We start from the raw sequence: 23999 nt of genomic DNA, 5'->3' as shown, positions 1-23999 counted from the left end.
CATCATGACCCAAACCTCCGATTACATCCGCGACGGCGCCGAGATTTACCGCAACTCGTTCGCCATCATCCGCAGCGAGGCGGATCTGGCGCGCTTTAACGGACGGGCGGAAAAGGTGGCGGTGCGCATCATCCATGCTTCGGGCATGGTCGAGATTGCGCAGGACATCGTGCAGTCGGACGATTTCGCCGACACCGCCGCCGAAGCATTGCAGGGTGGCGCGCCGATTTTCTGCGATGCACAGATGGTGGCGCACGGCGTGACGCGGGCGCGCCTGCCAGCCAACAACGACGTCATCTGCACGCTGAACGACCCCACCGTGCCGGAACTGGCAGCCAAGCTGGGTAACACCCGTTCAGCGGCAGCCGTTGAGCTTTGGCGACCACGGCTTGAAGGCGCCGTTGTTGCCATCGGCAACGCGCCCACGGCGCTGTTTCATCTGCTGGACATGATTGCCAACGGCGGCCCCCGCCCCGCAGCCATCATCGGCGTGCCGGTTGGTTTCGTTGGCGCGGCAGAATCGAAGGATGCGCTGGCCGCATTCGGCGAGGTGCCGTTTCTGATCGTGCGCGGACGCAAGGGCGGCAGCGCGATGGCCGCCGCAGCTGTAAACGCATTGGCGAGCGAAAAAGAATGACAACGCTGGAAAGCATCGCAGGCGGCGCAACGGCTGGCACGCTCTACGGCGTTGGCGTGGGGCCCGGCGACGTGCGCTACATGACGCTGCGTGCGGCCGGACTGGTGAGCACGGTTGATACGGTTGCGTTCTTCGCCAAGCGCGGCCAGGAAGGCAATGCCCGGCGCATCGTTGCTCCGCTGATGGCTGACGGTCGCAACGAACTGCGGCTTGAATATCCGGTAACGGATGAAATTCCCGCAAGCGATCCGGCCTATCGCAGTGCCATTGCCGGTTTCTATGCAACAAGCGCCGATGCACTGGCAGCGGAATTGCAGGCGGGCCGCTCCGTCGGGCTGCTGGCTGAAGGCGATCCGTTTTTCTACGGCTCGTTCATGCATATGTGGCGACGTCTGAGCGAGCGCTTCCCCGTTGAGGTCGTTCCCGGCGTCACCGGCATGTCCGGCTGCTGGACGCGCGCCAATACACCGATTACATGGGGCGATGACGTGCTGACGGTTATGCCCGGCACGCTGACGGAAGATGCATTGATCGAGCGTCTATCGCGATCCGATGCATCCGTCATCATGAAGATCGGCCGTAACTTCGCCAAGGTGAAACGTGCCGTTGAGGCCGCCGGTTTGACGGGACGTGCGGTCTACGTGGAACGCGGCACCATGCAGGCGGAACGCGTGATGCCGTTAGCCGAGCAAAACGGCGAGATCGGCCCCTATTTCGCGATGGTGCTGATACCCGGCGAGGGACGCAGGCTATGAGCGGCAAGCTGACCATTGTCGGCATCGGTCCTGGCGCGCCGGAACTGACGACGCCGGCCGTATCCGCCGCGCTCGCCGACGCCACGGATCTGATCGGCTATGAAACCTATATCAACCGCGTGCCGGAAGTGACCGGACAGCGGCGGCACGCAACAGACAACCGTGTCGAGGTGGAACGCGCCCGCCATGCGCTGACGCTGGCCGCCGAAGGACACCGTGTGGCCGTCGTATCGGGTGGCGATCCCGGCGTGTTCGCAATGGCCGCCGCCGTGTTCGAAGCAATCGAGACCGGCGAAACGCTGTGGCGCAATCTCGACATTCGCGTTGAACCGGGCGTCACCGCGATGCTGGCCGCGGCAGCCCACGCCGGTGCGCCGCTGGGCGGCGATTTCTGCACCATCTCGCTGTCGGACAATCTGAAGTCATGGGCGACGATCGAGCGGCGGTTGCACGCGGCGGCAACGGCTGACTTTGCGATTGCGCTCTACAATGCTGCTTCGCGCGCGCGCCCGCATCAGCTGGCGCAGGCATTCGGCCTGCTGGCGCAGTGGAAAGCCCCGGAAACGGTTGTGCTGTTCGTCCGCGCCGCCGGCACGGCGGACGCCAAGCTGCACATCACCACGCTGGCCGATGCTGCATCCTATGCCGCCGACATGCGCACGATGGTGATCATTGGCGCCAGCACGACGCGGCTGATCGCGCGTGAGAACGCGCCGCCGTTTGTCTATACGCCGCGCTCGGAGGATTACCCGCAGTGAGCTTCGGGGCGCAGCAACTCCTCCAGCCACGCAAGCGCGGCATCGATGTCGGCGCACTCGGGTGCGTGCGGAATGGCCGGCCGCGCGACCATCACCACCGGAATACCGAGTTGACGCGCGGCTTCGATCTTGGGGTATGCCGCGGTCCCGCCAGCGTTCTTGCTGACCACGATATCGATGCGGTTGTGTTGCAGCAGCGCCAATTCATCCGCGAACGCAAATGGCCCGCGCTGGAGAATAACCTGAGACTGCGGCGGCAAACCTTCAGCATTCGGCGCATCGACAGCGCGCACCAGATAGCTGTGCTGAGGCGCGGCCGTGAACGCCGCCACCTCCTTGCGGCCGATGGCAAGAAAGGCGCGCTGCGGCTGCTCGCCCAACGCTGCAGCAGCCGCAACCATATCCGCAACGATGCGCCAATCGTCGCCCGGTTGCAGTTGCCATTCAGCTCGTTGCAATCTCAGCAGCGGAACGTAAGTGATCGCGGCAGCTTCAACGGCGTTGCGCGACATCTGCGCCGCGAACGGATGGGTTGCATCGATCATCGCACCGACGCGCTCATCCACCAGCCAGCGCGCCAGACCATCCACACCGCCGAAGCCGCCGATGCGGCAGGTTGTGGCGGGCAGCAGCGGCTTCTGCGTACGACCCGCAAGCGCATAAAGGGCGTCGAAACGGGCATCGCCCGCAAGACGCTGGGCCAGCTGAAAAGCTTCCGTCGTGCCGCCGAGAATGAGAACGCGCATGACACCCCGTGATGATGCTTCGCCGCCTGACGAAACGTTGCCCCTGCCCCCACCGCTGGCACCGTGGCTGTCGATCATCGGCCTCGGTGAGGACGGGATTGATGGCCTGAGCCCGACGGCACGGCATCTCATATCGGATGCCGATATCGTGTTTGGCGGCGAGCGCCATCTTAAGTTGGTGCAACCGCTGATCAAGGGAAAGTCGCACCCCTGGCCGCGCCCGATCGACGATGCATATCCCGTCATAGCGAGTCTTCGCGGCCGTCCCGTTGTCGTGCTGGCGTCGGGCGATCCGTTCAATTTCGGCATCGGCAAGCAGCTTGCCGCGATCGTTCCGACGGCGGAAATGATCTGCCTGCCACAGCCATCGGCGTTTTCGCTGGCGGCCGCACGCATGGGCTGGGCGCTGCAGGATGTCACCACCGTTTCGCTGCATGGCCGCGCGCTGGAAGGCATCATCCGCTATCTACACAACGGCGCGCGCATTCTCGCGCTGTCGTGGGATGGCACAACGCCGGAAAAACTTGGTGGACTTCTGCATGCGCGCGGCTTGAGCGCATCGCGACTGACCGTGCTGGAGCGCATGGGCGGCGCACATGAACGCATGACAAGCGCGCGCGCGACGGAAGGCTTTGCCGCGCACAGCTTCGATGGGCTCAACACCATAGCGCTGGAAGTTATTGGCGATCTCGATGCATTGTGGCCAACCCTTGCAGCCGGACGCGACGACGCGCTGTTTGAAAACGACGGTCAACTGACCAAGCGCGAAGTGCGCGCCGTTACGCTGTCATCACTGGCGCCGCGCGAGGGCGAACTGCTGTGGGATATCGGTGTTGGCGCGGGATCTATCGCCGTCGAGTGGTTGCTGACGGGGCGTAATATGCGCGCCATCGGTATCGAGACCAATGACGCGCGCGCATTGACGGCTGCACGCAACGCAGCTGCGTTCGGCGTGCCTGAGCTGCAGATCATCAATGGCACGGCACCGGCTGCGCTTGCAGGACTGGAAGCGCCGGACGCTATATTCATCGGTGGCGGGCTTGGCGATGGCGTGCTCGATCCGGCATGGCAGGCGTTGAAGCCGGGCGGACGCATGGTCGTCAACGCGGTGACGCTGGAAGGTGAAACGGCGCTGTTCGCGGCGTGGCAGCGCCATGGCGGCGAGCTGACGCGGATAGATGTTGCACGCGCATCGAAGCTGGGCAGCCTAACGGCGTGGCGTGCGGCGATTCCGGTGACGCAATGGCGGGCTGTGAAGCCATGCTGATCGTTGCCGGAATTGGATGCCGTCGCGGCGCGACAGGCGACGTCGTCGTCGAGGCCATCGATATGGCGTTGCGTACGAGCGGGCTGACACGCACACAGCTTGCGCTGCTGGCGGTGCCGGACGAGAAAATGCACGAAGCGGGCATTCATGCGGCCGCGCGCGATGTGGGTGTTGCCGTTGCTCCGGTGACGCAACAGGCGATGGAGCGCGTGAGCGCCGGCGCGTTGACGAATTCCGCGCGCGTGCAAAATTTAAAGGGCGTTCCATCGGTGGCGGAGACAGCGGCATTGGCGGCAGCGGGCAACGGCGCACGCCTGCTTGCCCCACGCAGCGCCAACACGATGGCAACCTGCGCAATCGCAACGGGAGACGGGCGATGACGGTTCACTTTATCGGCGCGGGACCGGGCGCCGCCGATCTCATCACCGTGCGCGGACGCGACCTGATCGCACAATCGCCTGTGTGTCTCTATGCGGGATCGCTGGTGCCGCGCGCGCTGCTGCAATACTGCCCGCAGGATGCGCGCATTGTCGACACCGCACCGCTGGCGCTGGATGACATCATCGACATCATGCGCGAGGAAACCGCGGCGGGGCGCGACATCGCGCGGCTGCATTCCGGCGATCTGGCGATATGGAGCGCGCTTGGCGAACAGCTGCGCCGCCTGGATGACGCTGGCATAGCCTATACGGTGACGCCTGGCGTGCCCGCATTTTCTGCCGCTGCGGCTGCATTGCGTCGCGAGCTGACATTGCCCGGCGTGGCGCAGACCGTTGTGCTGACGCGTACGCCGGGGCGCGCATCAACTATGCCACCGCGCGAAACGCTGAGCGCTTATGCGGCAACGGGCGCAACGCTTGCCGTGCACCTTTCCATTCACGTGCTGGATGAAGTGGTGGAGCAGCTCATGCCGCACTATGGCAGCGATTGCCCCGTGGCGGTTGTCTATCGCGCGACATGGCCGGATGAACGCATTGTGCGTTCGACGCTGAGCGGCATAACCGCAGCGCTTGCGAGCAGCGGACCGGTGGAACGCACGGCGCTGATACTCGTCGGTCCGGCACTTGGCAGCGACGATTTTCCCAATAGCGCGCTTTATTCCAAGGACTATGAGCGGCGCTTTCGCAGGGGCCTGCATGACTGATCTATCGTATCCCGAGTTCAATGCCGGCGAAGTCTGGCTGGTTGGCGCCGGCCCCGGCGATCCGCGCCTGCTGACGCTGTTTGCCGTGCACGCGATCCGCTCCGGCGATGTCGTGGTGCACGATGATCTGATCGACCGCCGCATACTGGATTTTGCCGCCCCCGAGGCGACCATCGTTTCGGCCGGAAAGCGTGGCGGCAAGCCGTCGCCGCATCAGTCGGACATTAACGGGCGGCTGATCGAGCTGGCGCGCGAAGGGCGCAAGGTTGTGCGGCTGAAGGGCGGCGATCCGTTCGTGTTCGGACGCGGCGGCGAGGAAGCGCAGGCGCTGGCGGCGGCGGGAATTTCGTTCCGCATCATTCCCGGCCTCACATCCGGACTGACGGCGGCGGCGCTGAATGGCATTCCGGCGACGACGCGACTGACCAATCACGCGGTTATTCTGGCGACGGGACATCGCGCACTGGATGAAGCGGCCGAACGCGACTGGGCGGCGATGGCGCGCACCGGCCAGCCGATCATTTTCTATATGGCGATGTCCAATCTGGAGCGCATCGCCAGCGTGATGATGGCTGCGGGGCTTGCAGCCGACACACCGGTGACGATCATCGCATCGGCGACCTACGACAGCGAGCGGGCGCTGGATACCACATTGGCCAGCGCTGTGACGGACGCGCGTGACAACGGCATTGGCGCGCCTGCTATCATCATCATTGGCGGCAACGCGGCGCTACGGCCGGTGCTGCTGCCACACCTGTTGCGGAGTGCGCCATGACAGCGACGCCATCAACGCCACGCGGATTGATCATCGCTGCTGCGGCGTCCGGCAGCGGTAAATCAACGCTGACGATGGGGCTGCTACGCGCACTGCATCAGCGCGGCGTCGGCGTGCAGCCGTTCAAGTGCGGGCCGGATTACATCGATCCGGCGTTTCACACCGCAGCATGCGGGCGCACAAGCTACAACCTCGATGTATGGGCGATGCGGCCCGCGTTCATCGAGCAGACGATTATGCGCGCGGGCAGCGACGCCGACCTTTGCATCGCGGAAGGCGTGATGGGATTGTTCGACGGCGCGAAAGGTCCCGGCAAGACCGGCACCGGATCGACGGCGGATTTCGCGCAGCTGTCCGGTTGGCCGGTGGTGCTGGTGCTGGATGTCGCCGCGCAGGCCGAAACCGCCGCCGCTGTTACGCTCGGCATGCACACCTATCGCAAGGGGCTGCCGATTGCGGGCGTGATCCTGAACCGCGTCGGCGGACCGGGACACATCGCGATGGTGGCTGAAGCAATCGCCAACCTCGACATTCCGGTGATCGGCGCCATCCCGCGCACGGGCGATGCGCAGCTTGGCTCGCGGCATCTGGGGCTGGTGCAGGCGCAGGAACTGGCCGATCTCGACACGCGCATCGATGCCATCGCGCGGGCGATCAACGACGGGCTGGATCTCGATCGGCTGACGGCGCTGGCGAAACCGCTGAACGTGCCGGACTATCGCAAACAGAAGCCGCTGCAGCCATTGCCGCCACCGGGCCAGCGCATTGCCGTTGCGAAAGATCGCGCGTTTTCATTCCTCTATCCGCACCTGCTGGATGCCTGGCGCGCAGCGGGCGCTGAGATCATTCCGTTCTCGCCGCTTGCCGATGAAGCGCCAGACGAAGCGTGCGACGCGATCTGGCTGCCGGGCGGATATCCGGAATTGCACGCCGGAATGTTAGCGCAAGCGGCGAATTTCCGCGCCGGCATGCGCCGCGGCGCGGCGCGCGGCGCTGCTGTTCACGGCGAGTGCGGCGGCTACATGGTGTTAGGCGAAGGGCTTGAAGATGCGGATGGCCAGCGCTTCGCCATGCTGGGATTGCTGGGGCTTGAAACGTCATTCAAGAAGCGGCGGCTGAACCTTGGCTATCGCCGCGTGGATCTTCTGGAAGCTGACGGTGCCCCTGTGCCGGGCGCGCGATTTACCGGTCATGAGTTCCACTACACCACGGTGATCGCGAACCCCGATGCACCCTATGCCGTGATCCATGACGCCTCCGGGCAGCGCACGCCTGATCAAGGCGCGCGGCGCGGCAACGTCACCGGCTCATTTTTCCATGTGCTGGATCGAGCCGATTAGAATCCTTTTGATTGCGCTCGGCGACTCCCCTGCGGGAAGCCGGCCGCCGAGCGCGAGGATTTGATGGCGCTTGCCGACTCCCCTGCGGGAAGCCAGCCGCCGAGCGCGAGGATTTGATGGCGCTTGCCGACTCCCCTGCGGGAAGCCAGCCGCCGAGCGCGAGGATTTGATGGCGCTCGGCGACTCTCCTGCGGGGAGCCGGCCGCCGAGCGCGAGGATTTGATGGCGCTTGCCGACTCCCCTGCGGGAACCCGGCCGTGGTTGTTTGTTGCGCTGGCGACTGCGCTCCGCGCAGCCAGCCGCCAGCGCTGATTGGACAACCGCGCTAGCTCGCGCGGCCATTGGCGCGTCGATCAGAACCGGACGATAAGTCCGCCGGAAAACGCGTTGTTCTGCGCGTTCTGCTGGAAACGCCCGTCGTAGGCGACGAAACCGCCGATCATCTCATCAAAGCGCAGCACGTCGATCTGCGCGCCGACGCGCAATACATCGCGGCCGATGTCGCTGGCCCGTGCGGTGAAAGCGCTGCCCAGAAATTCATAGCTGACGGGCAAGGCAACATCGCCACCAACGCGGGCGTAACCGATGTCAACGGACGGCGTGATGTTGAACGCCTGCCAGACGAGACCGTTGGCGGCGATGCGCGTGCCAATACCGCCCTCAAACTGGTCATGCGTTGTGCTGTTGATCGCGAGAGCGAAGATGTCCGCTCCCCCTTCCAGCGCAGCTCCGTTGCGTTGATGCAGCCATGTTGCATAAGCGTATGGCATCCACGCATACGTGCCACCGTCGAACAGGTAGCCAGTGCTGAGGCGACCTGCAAATCCGCGCGAACTGTTTGACGATCCTCCCGCGAGGCCGGCGTTACCCAGCACGGTGTTATCAAGCCCTGCAATGCCGCCGCGCTTGTAGCTGTTGTCGAACCAGTTGCCACCGATAATGCCATCAATGAACCAGCGGTTCTCGGTCCAGGTGCCATAGCCGAAGCCGTGCCAGCCATCGGCCGAGCTGTCGTCGTTGGCGCCGCGTGTATCAAGCCGCGAATGTGTGTAGGCGATTGCTACGCCGCCGGAGAAATTGGAGCTGCCCGCGAAGTCATAACCGCCGATGACGCCACCAAGCGATGCGCTGGCTTTGGAACCGGAACTGCTGACACGGGAATAACCGCCGAGGCCCTGCGCCCACATGGCCGGGCCGGAGCTGGCGCCAAACACAACAGCGTCGCTGTTGCTGATATCGGTGCGCGGTGGCGCCATGCCCAGCGCCATCGGTGGCGTGGGTGCGGGCGTCATGAGCTGCGCGACCGTTACGCCCGAACCACCAGAACCGCCCGCCTGCGCCATAATGCGCTGCGCGTTGCGATTCCACAGCGTCACCATCGACGTATCGACAGCGGCAAAACGGGAGAAAGCGGAATTGGCGAACAGCGTGCCGCTGTCACCCGCCGCATCGTAAACGCTGACGAGGTTGCCAACATTCAGCAAGCCCCAGCCGAACTCAGCGTCGATGCCCGGTGCACCGATATCGGTTGCTGTACGCAGCACAAGCGCGGTGAGTTCAGCACCGGTGGCGTTAGGAAACATCTGCTTGGCCAGCGCCACTGCGCCCGTGACATGCGGAGTGGCCATCGAAGTGCCGCCCATGGTGCCATAGGTATCGACGGGCACCGTGGAGTAGATGGAAGCGCCGGGCGCAGCCATACAGAACATGGCCGTGACGCCGCAACTGTTGACGCCCCAGTTCTGCAAGTTCTGGTCAACTGCGGTGACGACGATCCAGCCCGGAACCATTTCGGGAAACAGATACGGCAGACCGGCATAGAGATCCGGATTGGCGAGGCCTGCATTGCCTGCAGCCCAGATCAGCGCGCCGCCGTCGCGAACCGTTTCATACAGCGCGCTGATCAGCGGCTGTCCGATGGTTGCAATAGCATCGGCACGCGTGACAGTGGTGATGTCGCGCTCGTTCGACAGCCCCCACGAGTTGTTGAAGATTGTGACACCGGCATTCATCGCATTGCGATATGCAACCGCGAGATTGTCGTCGGTGTCAAAAGCCCAGATTGGCGCGAGCAGCACATCAGGTGCCACGCCTTCCATGCCCACACCGTTGCGGGCGGCACCGATGATGCCCGCAACGTGCGTGCCATGGGCGTTCGGGGCGAGGTGATTGGGATTGTACTCAAAGGGATAGATGCGGCCGGCGAATTCCGGATGAGTGGTCTCGAAGATGCCATCGACGACGCCAACAGCGACGCCCTGCCCGGTGATGCCGCGCTCCAGCGCATACTGCGCGTTGATCGCCGCCAAGCCCCACTGCGCGTTGAATTCCGCATCCATGACTGACTGCGCGCTGGCTGTAGCCGAAAATGAGGCGGCACCTAGCAATGCCGCCATCGCCAGCGGGAAGGAATGCTTGTTTCGCATTGGAAGGTCTCAGAAAAATTGATTTTGACGAGCGCGCATTATTCGCCGGGACACACGGAAAATGCCGACCGACGTTGCAAGCTGTTTGTGATTCGCCAGAATCGTACAAGGCTCCATTGATGAGCCTGTGCATCAGCTGCTGACGCACAGCAGCGGGGAATGTAAACCCGTGCGGCTAACCGCAGACCGGGGCTTTTAAAACCGGCGCGCTGTCGGCAATCGAACAGATTGCCGACAGCGGCGTCCGCAGCCCGACGACGGGGGGCCGGGCTTCTTGGCCAAGGCGAGGCATTCCGTCACCACCGAAAAGGCGGTGAATGGGAAGCAACCTGAACGTCCGGCAAATCCGGTTCCGGCTAAACGCCGGTACTAGGTTGCAGCCTATTGCGTATCTCATCCGAACCAGACGAATCGGCCCGGAACAAACTCGCCTTTGAGTTGAGAATATAGATTTTCTGAGCCTAATAGTCGCAATCGATGCGTTTGACAGCGCACACGACAGCGAGTGTGCAGTTCGAGCAACTGTCATCCAACGTGCAGGCTTTGCAGCACAACACCTGCCGCGTTGGTAATATGCGTGGCTCGCGCGCGGGTTAGATATTTGAGCCGCATTTCGCAAATCGGCGCCGCTGATTCACATTCTGTGGATCATGACACTGGACAAACGCTCGTTCGGCCGATCAGACACCGCTTGCGTTCAGTTTTGCCGTGCCACTGACCCAGCGGCTGGCCGGAATGAAGAAGCGCCAGGGAGCATCGGCGTTGCGGGTGATGCCGATGCGTGACGACGCAGCGATTGCCGTGCGCGCTCCATCGGACGACAGCCACAGACCGTTTGCGGGCGCGTAGATGGCACCATCGAGTGTGAAATTGACATCAAACGCCTGGGCGAGGCAGCCGGGGCCACGCGCAAGCCGGCGTATGTCGTCGATGCCGCGGCGGGCACGCATGATCGCAAGCCCGGACAACGGCTCGACAGCGCGGACCAGTACGCCGGCCCCGACACCCTCAGCCTCACTGGAAATGTTGAGCATCATCGACGTGCCGTAGGCGCGATAAACATAGATGTGGCCGTGGGGCAGGAACAGCGATGCATTGCGCGCGGTGCGGCCGCTACGGGCATGGCATGCGTCATCGCCGGGCGGATAGGCTTCGGTCTCGACGATACGGCCGACGCGGAGCCCCTCACCGCAGCGGCGAACCAACAGCTTGCCGATGAGAAAACGAGCCAGCGGGATTGTTGCAGGCGGCAGATCGGCGCGCGCCAGCGGCGCGAAGCCGGCGGTCGGCGGTGTGAGGTTGCGGGCGAGCTGATCCATGCCTGCGAAAATAGACGACGGCGGACGGCGTGAAAACCGCAGCTAGCGCTTTGTCGCTGCCTTGCGGGCAGGTGCGCTGCGGGCGGCAGCGCTTTTCTTCGGCGGCGACTTTACAGCTTTCTTTGCCGGGGCCGCCCGTTTGGTTGCGGCAGCAGCCGCTTTGCGGGGCGCTTTCGCGGTAGTGCCGGAAGCTGTCGCTGAAGCTGTAGCTGCCGTCGTTGCTGACGGGCTCCGCTTGCGGGCAACCGGCGCTTTCCGGGCAGGCTTTGCGGATGTCTCCGCGTCGCGCTGTCGGGCCTTGGCAACGGAGTGCCAGACCGCGTCAGCGTCGAATGCTTTTTTCGATCCGCCGAGCATGAACGGCGCGGGCGCCTTGCCGGTGCCGTTGGCGATCTGCTCCATCGTGCGGCCCGAAGCGATTGAGCGATCTTCTCTCAGCGCCGCATCGCCGTCGTCGTTCGCCCAGTCGTCACGATGCTTGATCAGCAGCCAGTTGTTGCGCTTGCCGCCATAGCGGTCGCCCTTCATGCGGACCAGCACGTAGCTGCCCTTGAGCTTTTCGCCGGCAAGCACGAATTTCAGCTCGCCCTTGGCCAGCGCCTTGTCGATGTCCTCATCGCCCTCCGGCAGCCAGTAGCCGCGATCCCACACCATGACCGTGCCGCCGCCGTACTCGCCCTTCGGGATCGTGCCTTCGAAGTCGCCATAGTCGAGCGGGTGATCCTCGACCTCGACGGCGAGGCGCTTGTCCTTCGGGTTCAGCGACGGCCCCTTGGTGACGGCCCACGACTTGAACACGCCATCGTGCTCCAGCCGCAGATCGTAATGCAGGCGCGTGGCGTCGTGCTTCTGGATGACAAAGCGCGGATAGGGCGCCGTCCGCACCTTGCGGCTGCCGCTCGGCTCTTCGGTTTTTTCAAAGTCGCGCTTGGAACGATAATCGGCAAGGCTGGTGGGCATTGCTGTGTTCTCCGGCAGTCTCTTGCGGTCAGTGTCCCGGCATTTGTTGAACGGCTTCACACCGCCAAACCGCAATGATTGGCCATGGTGAACGGTTTCGATACCGGGACGATAGCATTTGCCGCACACGTTCCACCGTCAGCGTTGCCCGCTTTGTGACCTGGGTCACAGTCAGCTTGCTCCAACGCAAGGTAATGGCTTCCTTTTCAGCGTAACGAGATAAAAAGCAGCTTGGAGCAGCTATATGACCGACGACTGGATCGCCCTGACGCGTGACCTGAGCGCGAACCTGCGCGAGATGCGCGGCGGCGCGCCGGAGGTGATGAAGGCGTTTGGCGGCATTGCGCAGGCGGCGCTAAAGACCGGCGCACTCGAGACCAAGACGAAGGAGCTGATAGCGCTGGCCATCGGCGTTTCCACGCGCTGCGACGACTGCATCGCGTTTCACACCAAGGCGGCCGTTGAGCAAGGCGCAACTAAGGAAGAAATCCTCGAAACGCTTGGCATGACGATCTATATGGGAGCCGGGCCAGCGGTGATGTATGCGGCGCATGCTGTCGATGCGTTCCGCCAGTTCTCCGAGGCCCGGCAGGCAAAGTCCGAGACCTCAGGTGGCTGAACATGACGGTTACGATCTATCACAATCCGGCGTGCAGCACGTCGCGGAAGACACTTGCGCTGATACGCGAAAAGGGCATTGAACCGGATGTGATCGAATATCTGAAGACGCCACCCAGCAGCACCGAGCTGAAGCGCCTGATCAAAAAGATGGGGCTTAAGGCGCGCGACGTGATCCGCCGCAAGGAGGCGCTATACGGCGAGCTGGGCCTCGATGATCCTGCGTTGAGCGATGATGAACTGATCGCGGCAATGGCGGCCCATCCCCGGCTTATCGAGCGGCCGATAGTCGTGTCGGACAGAGGCGTGCGGTTGGGGCGGCCGCCGGAATCGGTGCTGGAAATACTGTAGGCGCTGACGCTTCAAACACAGAGGTGCCGCGCGCTAGTGCTCCCCTCGATTGCGGCACCGACAGCAAAAATCGTTGACATCGGAGCTGCCTGCATCCCGCGCAGAAATGCGGGATGCAAGCATTTTAAATCGCGTGCGGAACGCGCAGATTTACAGCTCGCGTGATGGCAGCACTCAGGCGTAACCCCAGCCGGTTACTTCCAGCACCTGCCCGGTGATGCCGATTGACTGATCGCCGCTGAGGAACGCAACCGCGTCGGCGATCTCATCGCGCTTGGCCCAGTTGCTGGTATCCTTCGGCTGCATCATCGCAACGTTCGATCCGGTATCGACGAGCCCCGGCGCCACGGCGTTGACGCGAATATGCGCATCCTTGCCCTCAAGCGCGAACGTACGCGTCAGTGCGACGACACCGGCCTTGGCGACGTTGTAGGGCAGCATGTTGGCCTGCGCGTTGCCAGCACGGGCGAAATTGATGATGGAACCGCCACCGCTTTTGGCCATGTGCGGGAACGCCGCGCGGGTGACGAGAAACGCACTCAGCACGTTGTTGTTTACTTCCCGCGTCCACTCGTCCACGGCAACTTCGGCGGAGGGTTTGTAGACGGAGAGGCCGCCTGCAATGTTGACAACGATGTCGATGCGGCCCAGCGCTGAAAGCGTCTCGTCAACAAGGCGCTTGACCTGCGCCTCATCGGTGAGCGAGGCGACGACGGGAATGACGTTGGCGCCTTCGGCCTTTAACTCCGCCGCGCGTGCCACAACATTAGCCTCGGTGCGCGCGCAGATGGCGAGCGATGCACCCCGGGCGGCCAAGGCGCGGGCGACGGCCTGACCGACCTGACCTTCGTTGCTGACGCCGGTGACAATGGCCACCTTGCCGTGCAGATTGGCTGACATTTGCTCTTTTCCTGTCTTGGACTATCGGGAACGGCAACGAGCTATACATTGAGGCGGTGTCACCGTCACCGCCCGATCAAGGAGCGAAGTTTGCAAATGAGCCACCTTCCTGCTGATGACCCCGTACCGGGCGATGCTCACAGCTGCGACGCCATTGAGCACATCATCGTACCGCGAGCCCATGATCTGGGCGGCTTTTCGGTGCGGCGCGCCCTGCCCTCGGCGGCGCGGCAGATGGTTGGGCCATTTATTTTCTTCGACCAGATGGGTCCGGCAGAATTTCTGATCGGCAACGGCATCGATGTGCGGCCGCATCCGCACATTGGCCTCGCAACGGTGACTTATCTGTTTGATGGCGAGATCATGCACCGGGACAGCCTGGGCACCGAAATGGTGATCAGGCCGGGCGAGCTCAATCTCATGTCGGCGGGTTCTGGCATCGTTCATTCGGAGCGGACACCGGGCGATGAGCGCGTGCGGGGACCACGCCTGTTCGGCATTCAGGCCTGGGCGGCGCTGCCCAAATCGCACGAGGAACGGGCACCGACGTTCGAGCACTTCGACGCCGCTCGGTTGCCGCGCATCAGTGGCGAAGGCAAAACCGTGCGGCTGGTGATGGGCCAGATGTTTGGACAGACGTCGCCGGCGGAGTTCCCACACCCGGCGTTTTATGCCGAAGCCGTGTTGGCGCCGGGTGCCGTGCTGCCGCTTGATCCCGACTATGACGAGCGCGCGATATTTGTCGTGTCCGGAGAAATCGATATCGCAGGCGACATATTCGGCCCCGGACGACTGCTTATATTCCGCCCGGGCGATCGCATCTCGGTGCTCGCCATATCGCAGGCGCGGCTGATCGTACTCGGCGGCGAGCCGATGGACGGTCCGCGCCACATCTGGTGGAATTTCGTATCGTCGTCGAAGGATCGCATCGACGCGGCAAAAGCAGACTGGAAGGCGAAGCGGTTTGCACCCGTTCCGGGTGATACGGAGGAGTTTATTCCGCTGCCGGACAAACCTTAGTTGATGCAGACGCGATTGTCAGGCTGAACGCTCGACCGCAGCGAAATGATAGCCGGCATGCGCACTCAACGCCGCATCGCGCGCAAGCTGTAGGGCACCGCTCAGTGCATCTCCCTGCGGCTCCACCAGTAACGCGCGCGTCTGCGCCGATAGCCACGGCTTCATCAACGGTGCAAGGCCGCCAGATAGCGCCAGCCTGGGCACACCCAACACATTGAGGCGCGCGGCAATGGCATCGATGTGCTGACCGGCTGCGCGCAGGATTTCATGCGCGACCGGGTCATTGCGTTTTGCGTGTTCGATGACGAGCGGAGCGAACGTCGCGTAATCGCGCGGCTGCGCGTGCGCCGTCCAGCGGACAACCGCGTGCGGATCGCCATCGAAGCGGCCCAGAACCTGCTTTAACAGATCGCTCCAGGGCGCGCGGCCGTCATAGGCCCACAGCGTACGGCGGACCGCTTCACCGCCCAGCCATGCACCGCTGCCCTCGTCCGAAATCGGATAGCCCCAGCCGCCGACGCGATAATCCTGTCCGGCGGCGAAGCCCCAGCCGATGCTGCCGGTGCCGATGATGATGATGCCGCCGCTTTTGCCACCGTGGGCGCCGATGCAGGCCGCGTGCGCGTCGGTGGTGAGAACGGTTTGGGCAAATGGAAAGTTGCATGTGCGCGCCGCAGCCAGACAGCTCGGCTCGCTGGCGCCTGCCAGAGCCAGGCAGGCGATGACTTTGACATCATCACCTGGAACCAGATCCGCTGCATCGAAGCTGGCCTCGGCGGCACGCATTACCGCCGCAATGCTTTCCTTTAAGCCAATGCGGATGTTGGCCGGACCGGCGGTGCCTTCGCCCAGGACGTTAAGATCGAGATCGGTCAATCGGGCCCGGCAACCGGTTCCGCCACCATCGACACCAAGCAGTAACGTCGTTTGGCCCATTGGATGCCACTTTCCGTCCACCTACGTTATGTAGGTATGACCAGTATAGACGTCGACGACTGTGGCCCGGAGCGTTTGCTGCCTGACATGAATACGGAACAGTTAAGCCCGCGCTACGCGAACATTGATATCTGGCAGCCCGGCGACATTCTGGACGCAATGATCGATGGTCAGTTGGCGTCGGTTGCAGCGGTACGCGAAGCCCGCGGCGCCATTGAGCAGGCGGCACTGGCGATTGAAGCGCGCCTGCGCAACGGCGGTCGTCTGATCTATGCGGGAGCGGGTACTTCGGGCCGTCTGGCAGTTCAGGACGGCGCGGAACTGCTGCCGACCTTCAGTTGGCCAAAAGAACGCCTGCTGCTGCTGCTGGCCGGCGGCGACGTTGCGATGACGCAAGCGGTCGAGGGCGCGGAAGACGACGTTGATCGCGCCGAAGCACTGATCGCGGAACATGGCGTTGCCGCAGCCGACGTGTTGATCGGTGTAGCGGCCAGCGGCACGACGCCGTTCACGCTGGCATGTTTGCGTGCAGCGCGTGCACGCGGGGCATTGACTGTCGGCATCGCGAACAACCCCGATACACCGCTGCTGACCGATGCCGAACATCCGATCTATCTGGCGACCGGCCCCGAACCGATAGCCGGCTCTACGCGGATGAATGCTGGCACCGCGCAGCGCATAACGCTTAACCTTTTGTCCACCCTCATCATGATCCGCCTGGGCCGCGTCTATCGCGGCATGATGGTGGAAGTGCAGGCCTGCAACGCCAAGCTTGCCAAGCGACGCGAGCGCATGGTTGCACATCTGACCGGCCAGCATGGCGCGGTGGTTTCAGAAGCGCTCGACCGTGCAGACGGCAGCGTGAAGCTCGCCGTGCTGTTGCTGCAGGGCTATGATCTGGCTGAAGCAGAGCTCGCCCTCACAAAGGTGGGCGGCCGATTGGGCGACGCGATCGATCACCTAGCGAAGCAAACTGCTGACCATTCAGACGACGACGAGCATCGCTCGACCAGAGCACACGCTCCGCGCTGAACACGCATTGCTCCACCAACCTCCGCGAACAGATATTCATCTGATGGTGAGAGTTTGTGCGGCTATCCCAGCCGCCATGCACGTGCCCTATGTGCTGGCGGCCATCGCCACGACTGCACGTTTAGCAGCCAACCATAAGGCTTTTTGGCGGGCCAGCACCCACGCACATGACCAGCCCTGTGCGTTGTTATGAAAATCTGAGAAACACTTCATCTCTCTATGAATTAAATCGCGCCAATACGGTTTGGCGCGCGTAAACGCGCTTTTCGCGTTTCGATTGTGATCCCCCGCGCAATGACTGTTGATAGCCCTGCCCGCATATGTGGCTTGTGCGGGGTGGAGCAGCAGCTCCGATTGGGACGGCGAGGGCGCGATGTCGGAACGCACAGAGGCGGGCAACTTTGTTGGCATCGAGCCACAGACACTGACCGACCAGGCATCCGAAAATTTTCGCTCATTTTTACGCAATGCCCTGCGCAATCGCATTGTGCGCTATGTGATGGCTGCTGTGCTGACCGTCGTCGCCCTGCTGCTCATTGCCTACATTGCGCTGCGCATCGCGCTGATAAATCTTGGGCCGCCACCTCTGGCCAAAATCGCGCATTTCCGTCCGTCGACTACCGATCGCAGCGCGTTGATCGCCAGGAACGGAACATCCGCGCCCAAGCCGATGGCTATCGCGCTTGACCCCAACGAAGTGGACCAGCGTTATCTGGCGATGCTGTTCACGTTCGAGGATCGCCGCTTTTATTCTCACTACGGCATTGATCCGGTTGGCCTTGTGCGGGCGGTACGCGATCTCGTCGTCTCACAGCGCATCATAACCGGCGGCTCCACCCTGACGATGCAGGTCGCACGGCTGCTCGACAACAAATACAAACGTACTGCATCCGTTAAAACGCAGCAGATCCTGCGCGCCATTCAGCTTGAGATGACGCTGACGAAGCGTGAAATCCTGAGCCTCTATCTCGGCCTGGCGCCTTTTGGCGGACGCATCAAAGGCGTTCAGGAAGCCTCTCAAAAACTTTTCGGCAAGGAGCCCAAGAGCCTCACCATCAGCGAGGCCGCGTTGCTCGTTGCCCTGCCCCAGGCCCCGGAAGCCCGTCGCCTCGACAGGCACGCCAAGGCCGCCCGCCGCGCGCGCAATTTCGTGCTGAAGACGGTTGCTGCTGCAGGTGTCATCACGCCCGAAGAAGCGCGCATCGCTGCCCTTGAACCCCTTGCCGCTGAGAGTTCCCAGATGCCTCCAATGCCGCTACCGAAGCCATCACCCAACGTCGCCAGTCTCTTCGCGGGGCTCACACTCGGCATAAATTTTGTCGCTACGCCCGCGATCGCGGCACCGATAGAGCCGCCAAAATCAAATTACTTCGTCGGCTCCGAGAGACAGATCGTGCTTGATGTGCGCAAGCAATTGCACGAGCAGCGCGCTGACGATGCGACACAGGAAGACCGCAACGCGCTGTGGATGTTCTACTCAGCACGCGACAAGCCGTTGTGGACCACACGCCAGGGATGGACGCGCGGCGCGGAAGCCGCCATCGATGAACTGAAGCGGGCCGGCGATTGGGGATTGGACGCAGCCGAATTCGACATTCCGCAGCTGTCTCCTGCAATGGCCGAACAGATGGATGCCAATCAGCTGGCCGCGGCAGAAGTTGGCCTGTCACTTGCGATCCTGAAGTATGCCCGTCACGCTCGTGGTGGCCGCATTGAAGATCCGGCTACGCAGCTAAGTTCGTATCTGGATCGCAAGCCGCAGCTAAAGCCGCCGTATCTGGTCATTTCCGATATCGCGGCGAGCGGTGTGCCCGATATCTTTCTGCAAAAGCTGCATCCGCAGCACCAGCAGTTCCAGCGTCTGCGTCAACAGTATCTGGCGCTGCGCGAAGGCGACAAGACCGCAACGGTGAGTATCCCGGCCAAGGGTAACGTGATGCGACCGGGCACAACGCACGACGACATTGCTCTGGTGCGCGAGCGTCTTGGCGTTCCGCTCCGCGGCGGCGATCCATATTTCTATGACGACGAACTTGTGGAGGCGGTGAAGAAGTACCAGGAACGCAAGGGCGTTTCACCGGCCAACGGCACGATAACCTGGCGCACCCGCAGGGCCTTCAACGAGAGCCCGAAGGTGACGGCGCAGGCTCTGCTGGCGAACATGGAAGAGTGGCGCTGGATGCCTGATGACCTCGGCGACACCCACGTGTGGGTGAACGTGCCGGACTATAAGGTGCAGGTTGTGCACAATGGCAATGTTGTGCACGAGGAACGCGTTGTCGTCGGCACGACCAGCACGCAGACGCCGATTTTCTCGCATGACATCGAGACGATCTATTTCCACCCGCGCTGGACAGTGCCCCCGTCCATCAAGATGCAGACGGTGTATCCGAGCCTGCAACGGGGCGGCGGCTATTTCTACAGCAATGGTCTCAAGCTGATCCGCAACGGCAAGGTTGTGAATCCGAGCAAGGTGAACTGGTCGCGATCCGATATCCGCAACTACGATATCTATCAGCCGCCAGGCCCCAGCAACGTGCTGGGCAAGGTGAAATTCACCTTCCCGAACAAGCATGCTGTCTACCTGCACGACACGCCTAGCAAGAGCCTGTTCAATTCATCCCAGCGGACTTTCAGCCATGGCTGCATCCGCGTCCGCAATCCGGTGACGCTGGCTGAAGTTCTGCTGCAGTACGACAAAGGTTGGGATGCTGACACCGTGCAGGCGCTGCTGAAGGGCACGCCTGAGGAAAACGGCGTCCAGCTTGAGCATCACATTCCGGTCCACATCACCTATTTCACCGCGAGCGTCGATGAGAATGGCGACGTGCAAACGGCGAAGGATGTGTACGGGCATGAGAAGCGCATATCGCTGGCTCTGGCAGGCAAGTGGAAGGATATCGACAAGGGCCGCGATCACCTGGCGCCTGCAACGGTTGCCCGCTCGCAGGAGCGTCCATCGAGCGCTAATTCCAGCTCAAGCTCGCGCCAGGCTGCATCCGGCAACCGGGCCACATCCAAGCGTCGTACCGCCTCCCGCGGATCAGCCGGCAGCAGCCGCGCACGTAGCAGTGGCGGCGGCGGCGGTTACACCACGCGGGTGAGCGGCAGCAGCGGATCTGCAAACGATGTGTTCCGCGGCAGTTTCGGCCGCTGAGCAAAAATAATGCGCCTCGCCTCCTCGGCGGAAGAGGCGAGGCGCTGCTCTGGCAAGGACAACAGCAACGGACGTTCATTCGCACACGGACCTATCGCCAAGCTTACGCTGCGTACGTCCGTCACCGCTAACTGAGTTTCCGGCTACGCCGTTTGAAAGCGAGGTTTGAAATGCGCATTAGCAGTATCTTTTCCGCTGGCACGGCAAGCATTGCGCTGTTCGTGTTCGCGGCGCCGGCAAGCGCGCTGACGATGCAAGAATGCAGCGCCAAATATAAAGCGGCGCAGAAATCCGGCGCGGCTGGCGATATGAACTGGAACCAGTTCCGATCCGCCGAGTGCGCCGCTGGCGCGACGATGGATCTGGTAAAACCGCAGGCGGCGACGAAACCGGCTAAGGAGCCGAAAAAGGCCGCTGAAAAGCGGGCTCCTGCCAAGGGCAAGGATGCAAAGGCGGCGGCAAAAGATGCCGGCAAGGACGTGCTCAAGTCGGCAAAGAGCGCCGAAACGAAAGCGCCGAAAAGCGTCAAAGCCGATGCCACTGGGCCAAGCATGGCTGAGTGTAGCGCCCGCTATCGCGCCGCTAAACAGGACGGCACTTTGGGCAACACGACGTGGAACACCTTCCGCGCTGAAGGCTGCGTTGCTGGCGTGAACGCTGCCCCGGCGCAGAAGCAAGCCGTGCGCTCGCCTGCGACGCGCGACACTGAGACTACAAAGCCAAAGGCGAAGGCGGCCAGCACCGGGCCCGGCAATATCAAGGTTAGCGAGCAGGAATGCAGCGCGCGCTATCAGGCCGCAAAAGCCGCCGATGCGCTTGGCGGCATGACATGGAACAGCTTCCGCTCGGCGGGCTGCCCTGCAACGGTAACCGGCCGCGCTGGCAGCATGGTGCCAACGGCGGCGGGAATCTTCCCCTCATCGATCCCGCGCAAGTATGCCCACCTGCCCGCCGGACGCGCGCGCATGCTGACCTGTCGCGACCAGTATGTGGCGAACAAGGCAGCGGGCATGGATGAATCCAAGTGGAGCCTTGCCGGCGGCGGCTTCTACAGCGAATGCAACCGCCGACTAAGCGAGCACTGAACCGGCCACCGTGCACCCGCGTTTATGCAGACATCTGAACACGTGTAATGGAGTAAAGATCATGGGATTTCTTGACGACACGTTGCGACAGCTACAGCAGAACGGCGATGTTCCACAGCCCCTGATCGTCGTCTTCCGGGAGCTTCTTGCCGGTAACCCCACCGACGCTAACGCACAGGCTCCGCAGTCTATGCCGCAGCAGAGCGCACCGCAGGCGCAGCCGAGCCCGCTGCCTATCCCGGGCAACATCCCTGCTCCGCCTGCCGGCAACGCAGCATCGCAAAACGATATTCCGGATCTGAATGCCGGACTGGGCGCCTTGCTCGAACAGTTGCAGGCATCCGGCCTCGATGATGTCGTACGTTCATGGCTGGGTGCGGGCGAAAACAAACCCGTGCAACCCGACCATCTCGGCAACGCGCTTGGGCAGGACAAGGTCGGGCAGATGGCGGACAAGGCCGGCTACAGCCAGGATGACCTGCTGTCTCAGCTGGCAAAGGCGCTGCCGGGGTTGATCGACAATCTGACCAAAGGTGGTGGCGGTGCTGACGCACCATCGCCACAGGACATAAGCCAGCGGCTGCGCGGACGCTAAACGCGAAAGACGGTTTGCGGGCGCTAAGCTGCATCAGAGCCTGCGGAAGCAAACAACAAAATCGGGCGCACCGGTCATCATCCGGCGCGCCCGATGCCGTTATGGCTATGGCGCGATCAGATGCTCGAAGCGCTTGTCGGTGAGCGTTTTCAGAAACGCCACCATCGCGTCGATGCGTCGGTTGTCCATTGCGCGGCCGCGCTCAAGATCATCCGTCGAAATGTTTTCAGCCGTTTCAGGATCTCCCCACGGCTTGCCGGTCTCGGGGTTGATCTGACGCGCAGCGCTGCGATTGTTGAACTTGTCGTAGAACAGCACCACCGTGCGCAGATCCTCAAACACACCGTTGTGCATGTAGGGCGCAGTGACGGCCACGTTTCGCAAGGTAGGTACCTTGAACTTGCCGCGATGCGCAGACACAGGCACAGAAGCAGCTTTGCCATCTGCGGCTGCAAGATGTGCATTGGCGGCGAGGCCGAGATCCGGGCTGCGTCCCGTGGCGGCAACCAGCGCCGCGTTGGCGGGCACGCCGATGTTGTGAAATTCAAAGTTGCTGAATAGCTCTTTCTCGGTGCCGCCGAACATATTGCCCTTGTGGCACTCGCTGCAGCTTGTGAACTGCTCAGAGAAAAACAGCACGCGCCCCAGTTCTTCCTGGTCGGTCAGTTTCACCTCGCCGCGCAAGGAGCGATCGTATCTGGAATCGAACGTCGAAAATTCAGGTGTGCTTTCAAACCTGGCGATCGCCGCCGTCATGGCCGAATAGCCCCGCTCCACGTCATTCAGAACGCCGGGCGCGAACAGCGCGTTGAAGGCGGCGACGTAGCGCGGATTTTCCTTCAGCCGCTCAACCACGCTGGCCTTATCAGGCATGCCCATCTCAAGCGGATTGAGGGGCGGACCGCCAGCCTGCTCCGCCAGAGTCTTGGCGCGGCCATCAAGAAAGAAGCCACCGATCGGCTCGCCGGCGGCGTTGATGTGAAACTCCGGGATGAGCGCTGCGTACGTGACGGTCGGGGAGTTGCGCTCACCCAGAGACTTTGCATCGCCGCCAAGCGAAACCGCGCCGCCGACCTCCGGCGCCATGCGCGGATCGGTGAACGCGAGGTTGGGCGAGTGGCAGCTTGTGCAGGCCTGCGATCGGTTCAGGGAAAGATTGACGTCGCCAAACAGTTCGCTGCCCAACGCCTCAACGGAGGTGATGGGTGGACCGGGCGTTTGCGAATGGACCGAACCGCTCAGCAGATAACCGAACAGCGAAGCCAGCATGGCAACCACCGTCATCCCGAGCACGGGATGGGCCAAACGCATCCGCCACCCGCCGCGCAACAGTCCGACGCTTTTGCTGACTTCGATCAATGGCACAGCCGGTGTTGCCCCGTTTCCCAGCGCCTGGCCTTTAAGTGGCGGAGGCAATTCAGCCTTCCGCCGCCGCAACATGTCATAACGCCTTGGCGGCAACAATTCACGCGCCGAAGCATCGCAGGGCGCATAGCAGAACCGAGGGGTACGCCGTTTGGAGCGCCTTATTCAGCCGCCTTGAAGGTTACCAGCACCGTTTGCTTAGGTGCGCCGCTGATCTGGATCGTTACCGGGCCTTCGCCCAGCTCAAACCGCACGCTCTTGTGAATCACATCGCATTCACGGCGGCCGGTGAACCCGTTCGAACGAATGAGCTGGCCATTCTGGGCGGCATCCAGCCATCCGTTGGTTGACAGCGAAACCTGATAGATGCCCGGCTTCACGCCGGCCGGCAGCGTGAACCAGCCCGAGAACGTGCCCGCGCCAATGGCCTGCGGCTTCACACCGGCGGCCACCGGCATCTTCACATCTTTAGCCGGCTCAAGCTCAAGCGTAATTGCGCGCGTCGGCTGCGGATCGATCTCAGCGCCGCTCTTGATCTGCAGATGATCGTCAGCCTTCAGCCAACCAACCTCGGTATCGACCGGCCACTTGAAGCCCTTGCAGCCTTCATCTGCGATGGCAGGGCTTGCGATCGCAACGCCAGCGAGCAGCGCCGATAGCGCGAGCATGGAAACGGTGGGCTTGTTGGTGTTGCGCATTGTCTATCTCCGCAAGGTATGCGCCGGGGGAGCGCAGAGGAACGTTTAGCATGCAGCGGCACTGAAAGCCTTTGCGGGTCAATCAGCGCTTTGTGAACAAAGAAGGTGCCGACGC

The 23999-nt window shown here is 62.6% G+C and carries 23 protein-coding genes; 15 read left to right on the top strand and 8 right to left on the bottom strand.

The annotated features are described in order from the left end of the window. The first annotated feature begins 4 nt into the window (after positions 1-4). Genes C6Y62_RS12920 through cobJ form a run of 3 tightly spaced genes read left to right on the top strand, consistent with a single transcriptional unit; the run spans position 5 to position 2150 of the window. Positions 5-637 (top strand): precorrin-8X methylmutase, encoded by a 633-nt coding sequence (locus tag C6Y62_RS12920; RefSeq protein ID WP_173954250.1) that lies wholly within the window; start codon positions 5-7, stop codon positions 635-637. Next, positions 634-1392 carry a precorrin-2 C(20)-methyltransferase gene (locus C6Y62_RS12915; protein ID WP_173954249.1) on the top strand — a complete coding sequence of 253 codons (759 nt, stop codon included), beginning with the start codon at positions 634-636 and terminating at the stop codon, positions 1390-1392. The genes C6Y62_RS12920 and C6Y62_RS12915 overlap by 4 nt, the downstream gene beginning before the upstream one ends. Next, on the top strand, positions 1389-2150 hold the full coding sequence (cobJ, locus tag C6Y62_RS12910; protein ID WP_173954248.1) for a precorrin-3B C(17)-methyltransferase: 762 nt from the start codon (positions 1389-1391) through the stop codon (positions 2148-2150). Before C6Y62_RS12915 ends, cobJ begins: the two co-directional genes overlap by 4 nt. Here cobJ and C6Y62_RS12905 read toward each other — a convergent pair. Next, complete coding sequence (locus tag C6Y62_RS12905; RefSeq protein ID WP_173954247.1) at positions 2138-2896, bottom strand: cobalt-precorrin-6A reductase; 759 nt, start codon at positions 2894-2896, stop codon at positions 2138-2140. The two genes, cobJ and C6Y62_RS12905, sit on opposite strands and share 13 nt — an antisense overlap. On the opposite strand from C6Y62_RS12905, the gene cbiE reads away from it, so the two are divergent. The 5 genes from cbiE to C6Y62_RS12880 are packed head-to-tail and all read left to right on the top strand — an operon-like array spanning position 2895 to position 7422. Continuing rightward, on the top strand, positions 2895-4163 hold the full coding sequence (gene cbiE / locus C6Y62_RS12900; protein ID WP_173954246.1) for a precorrin-6y C5,15-methyltransferase (decarboxylating) subunit CbiE: 1269 nt from the start codon (positions 2895-2897) through the stop codon (positions 4161-4163). The genes C6Y62_RS12905 and cbiE overlap by 2 nt on opposite strands. Next, entirely contained in the window at positions 4139-4543 is a 405-nt protein-coding gene (locus C6Y62_RS12895) for a cobalamin biosynthesis protein (protein ID WP_173954245.1), read from the top strand. Before cbiE ends, C6Y62_RS12895 begins: the two co-directional genes overlap by 25 nt. Continuing rightward, positions 4540-5307, top strand: coding sequence for a precorrin-4 C(11)-methyltransferase (gene cobM, locus C6Y62_RS12890; RefSeq protein ID WP_068463571.1), 768 nt, complete (start codon positions 4540-4542; stop codon positions 5305-5307). The genes C6Y62_RS12895 and cobM overlap by 4 nt, the downstream gene beginning before the upstream one ends. Beyond that, on the top strand, positions 5300-6082 hold the full coding sequence (gene cobA, locus C6Y62_RS12885) for a uroporphyrinogen-III C-methyltransferase (RefSeq protein WP_068463573.1): 783 nt from the start codon (positions 5300-5302) through the stop codon (positions 6080-6082). The genes cobM and cobA overlap by 8 nt, the downstream gene beginning before the upstream one ends. Then, positions 6079-7422, top strand: a complete 1344-nt coding sequence (locus C6Y62_RS12880; RefSeq protein WP_173954244.1) for a cobyrinic acid a,c-diamide synthase CobB — start codon at positions 6079-6081, stop codon at positions 7420-7422. The genes cobA and C6Y62_RS12880 overlap by 4 nt, the downstream gene beginning before the upstream one ends. Before the next feature lie 353 nt (positions 7423-7775). Here C6Y62_RS12880 and C6Y62_RS12875 read toward each other — a convergent pair whose 3' ends face one another. The 3 genes from C6Y62_RS12875 to C6Y62_RS12865 form a co-directional block, all read right to left on the bottom strand. After that, positions 7776-9848, bottom strand: coding sequence for a S8 family peptidase (locus C6Y62_RS12875; protein ID WP_173954243.1), 2073 nt, complete (start codon positions 9846-9848; stop codon positions 7776-7778). 680 nt (positions 9849-10528) lie between these two features. Further along, on the bottom strand, positions 10529-11167 hold the full coding sequence (locus tag C6Y62_RS12870) for a DNA-3-methyladenine glycosylase (protein WP_173954242.1): 639 nt from the start codon (positions 11165-11167) through the stop codon (positions 10529-10531). Positions 11168-11209: 42 nt separating this feature from the next. Beyond that, positions 11210-12127, bottom strand: coding sequence for a DNA polymerase ligase N-terminal domain-containing protein (locus C6Y62_RS12865; RefSeq protein WP_173954241.1), 918 nt, complete (start codon positions 12125-12127; stop codon positions 11210-11212). A 244-nt stretch (positions 12128-12371) separates the two neighbouring features. Here C6Y62_RS12865 and C6Y62_RS12860 point away from each other — a divergent pair, with 244 nt between their 5' ends. Together C6Y62_RS12860 and arsC are read left to right on the top strand one after the other, a co-directional pair. Beyond that, positions 12372-12746: a carboxymuconolactone decarboxylase family protein gene (locus C6Y62_RS12860; protein ID WP_173954240.1), complete on the top strand. Its 375-nt coding sequence runs from the start codon at positions 12372-12374 to the stop codon at positions 12744-12746. A 2-nt stretch (positions 12747-12748) separates the two neighbouring features. Then, complete coding sequence (arsC, locus tag C6Y62_RS12855; RefSeq protein ID WP_173954239.1) at positions 12749-13096, top strand: arsenate reductase (glutaredoxin); 348 nt, start codon at positions 12749-12751, stop codon at positions 13094-13096. Between the two features lie 174 nt (positions 13097-13270). On the opposite strand, the gene C6Y62_RS12850 is transcribed toward arsC, so the two are convergent. Beyond that, positions 13271-13996, bottom strand: a complete 726-nt coding sequence (locus tag C6Y62_RS12850) for an SDR family NAD(P)-dependent oxidoreductase (RefSeq protein ID WP_173954238.1) — start codon at positions 13994-13996, stop codon at positions 13271-13273. Between the two features lie 96 nt (positions 13997-14092). Here C6Y62_RS12850 and C6Y62_RS12845 point away from each other — a divergent pair, with 96 nt between their 5' ends. After that, on the top strand, positions 14093-15016 hold the full coding sequence (locus C6Y62_RS12845) for a pirin family protein (protein ID WP_173954237.1): 924 nt from the start codon (positions 14093-14095) through the stop codon (positions 15014-15016). A gap of 18 nt (positions 15017-15034) precedes the next feature. Here C6Y62_RS12845 and C6Y62_RS12840 read toward each other — a convergent pair whose 3' ends face one another. After that, positions 15035-15952: a glucosamine kinase nucleotide-binding domain-containing protein gene (locus C6Y62_RS12840; protein WP_173954236.1), complete on the bottom strand. Its 918-nt coding sequence runs from the start codon at positions 15950-15952 to the stop codon at positions 15035-15037. Between the two features lie 87 nt (positions 15953-16039). On the opposite strand from C6Y62_RS12840, the gene C6Y62_RS12835 reads away from it, so the two are divergent. The 4 genes from C6Y62_RS12835 to C6Y62_RS12820 all read left to right on the top strand — a co-directional run bounded on the left by C6Y62_RS12835 (position 16040) and on the right by C6Y62_RS12820 (position 21821). Further along, entirely contained in the window at positions 16040-16984 is a 945-nt protein-coding gene (locus C6Y62_RS12835) for an N-acetylmuramic acid 6-phosphate etherase (protein ID WP_173954359.1), read from the top strand. A gap of 373 nt (positions 16985-17357) precedes the next feature. After that, a complete protein-coding gene (locus tag C6Y62_RS12830; protein WP_173954235.1) occupies positions 17358-20141 on the top strand; it encodes a transglycosylase domain-containing protein in 2784 nt (927 codons plus the stop codon). A 170-nt stretch (positions 20142-20311) separates the two neighbouring features. Continuing rightward, positions 20312-21226, top strand: a complete 915-nt coding sequence (locus tag C6Y62_RS12825; protein WP_173954234.1) for a hypothetical protein — start codon at positions 20312-20314, stop codon at positions 21224-21226. Between the two features lie 61 nt (positions 21227-21287). Continuing rightward, positions 21288-21821: a YidB family protein gene (locus C6Y62_RS12820; protein WP_173954233.1), complete on the top strand. Its 534-nt coding sequence runs from the start codon at positions 21288-21290 to the stop codon at positions 21819-21821. A 105-nt stretch (positions 21822-21926) separates the two neighbouring features. On the opposite strand, the gene C6Y62_RS12815 is transcribed toward C6Y62_RS12820, so the two are convergent. Both C6Y62_RS12815 and C6Y62_RS12810 read right to left on the bottom strand, forming a co-directional pair. Further along, positions 21927-23132, bottom strand: coding sequence for a cytochrome-c peroxidase (locus C6Y62_RS12815; RefSeq protein WP_173954232.1), 1206 nt, complete (start codon positions 23130-23132; stop codon positions 21927-21929). A 215-nt stretch (positions 23133-23347) separates the two neighbouring features. Beyond that, positions 23348-23884, bottom strand: a complete 537-nt coding sequence (locus C6Y62_RS12810) for a hypothetical protein (RefSeq protein ID WP_173954231.1) — start codon at positions 23882-23884, stop codon at positions 23348-23350. Positions 23885-23999 lie beyond the last annotated feature (115 nt).

This window comes from Hyphomicrobium sulfonivorans, assembly GCF_013306565.1.
Classification (GTDB): Bacteria; Pseudomonadota; Alphaproteobacteria; order Rhizobiales; family Hyphomicrobiaceae; genus Hyphomicrobium_A; species Hyphomicrobium_A sulfonivorans.
This window is presented reverse-complemented; position numbering and strand designations above follow the sequence as displayed.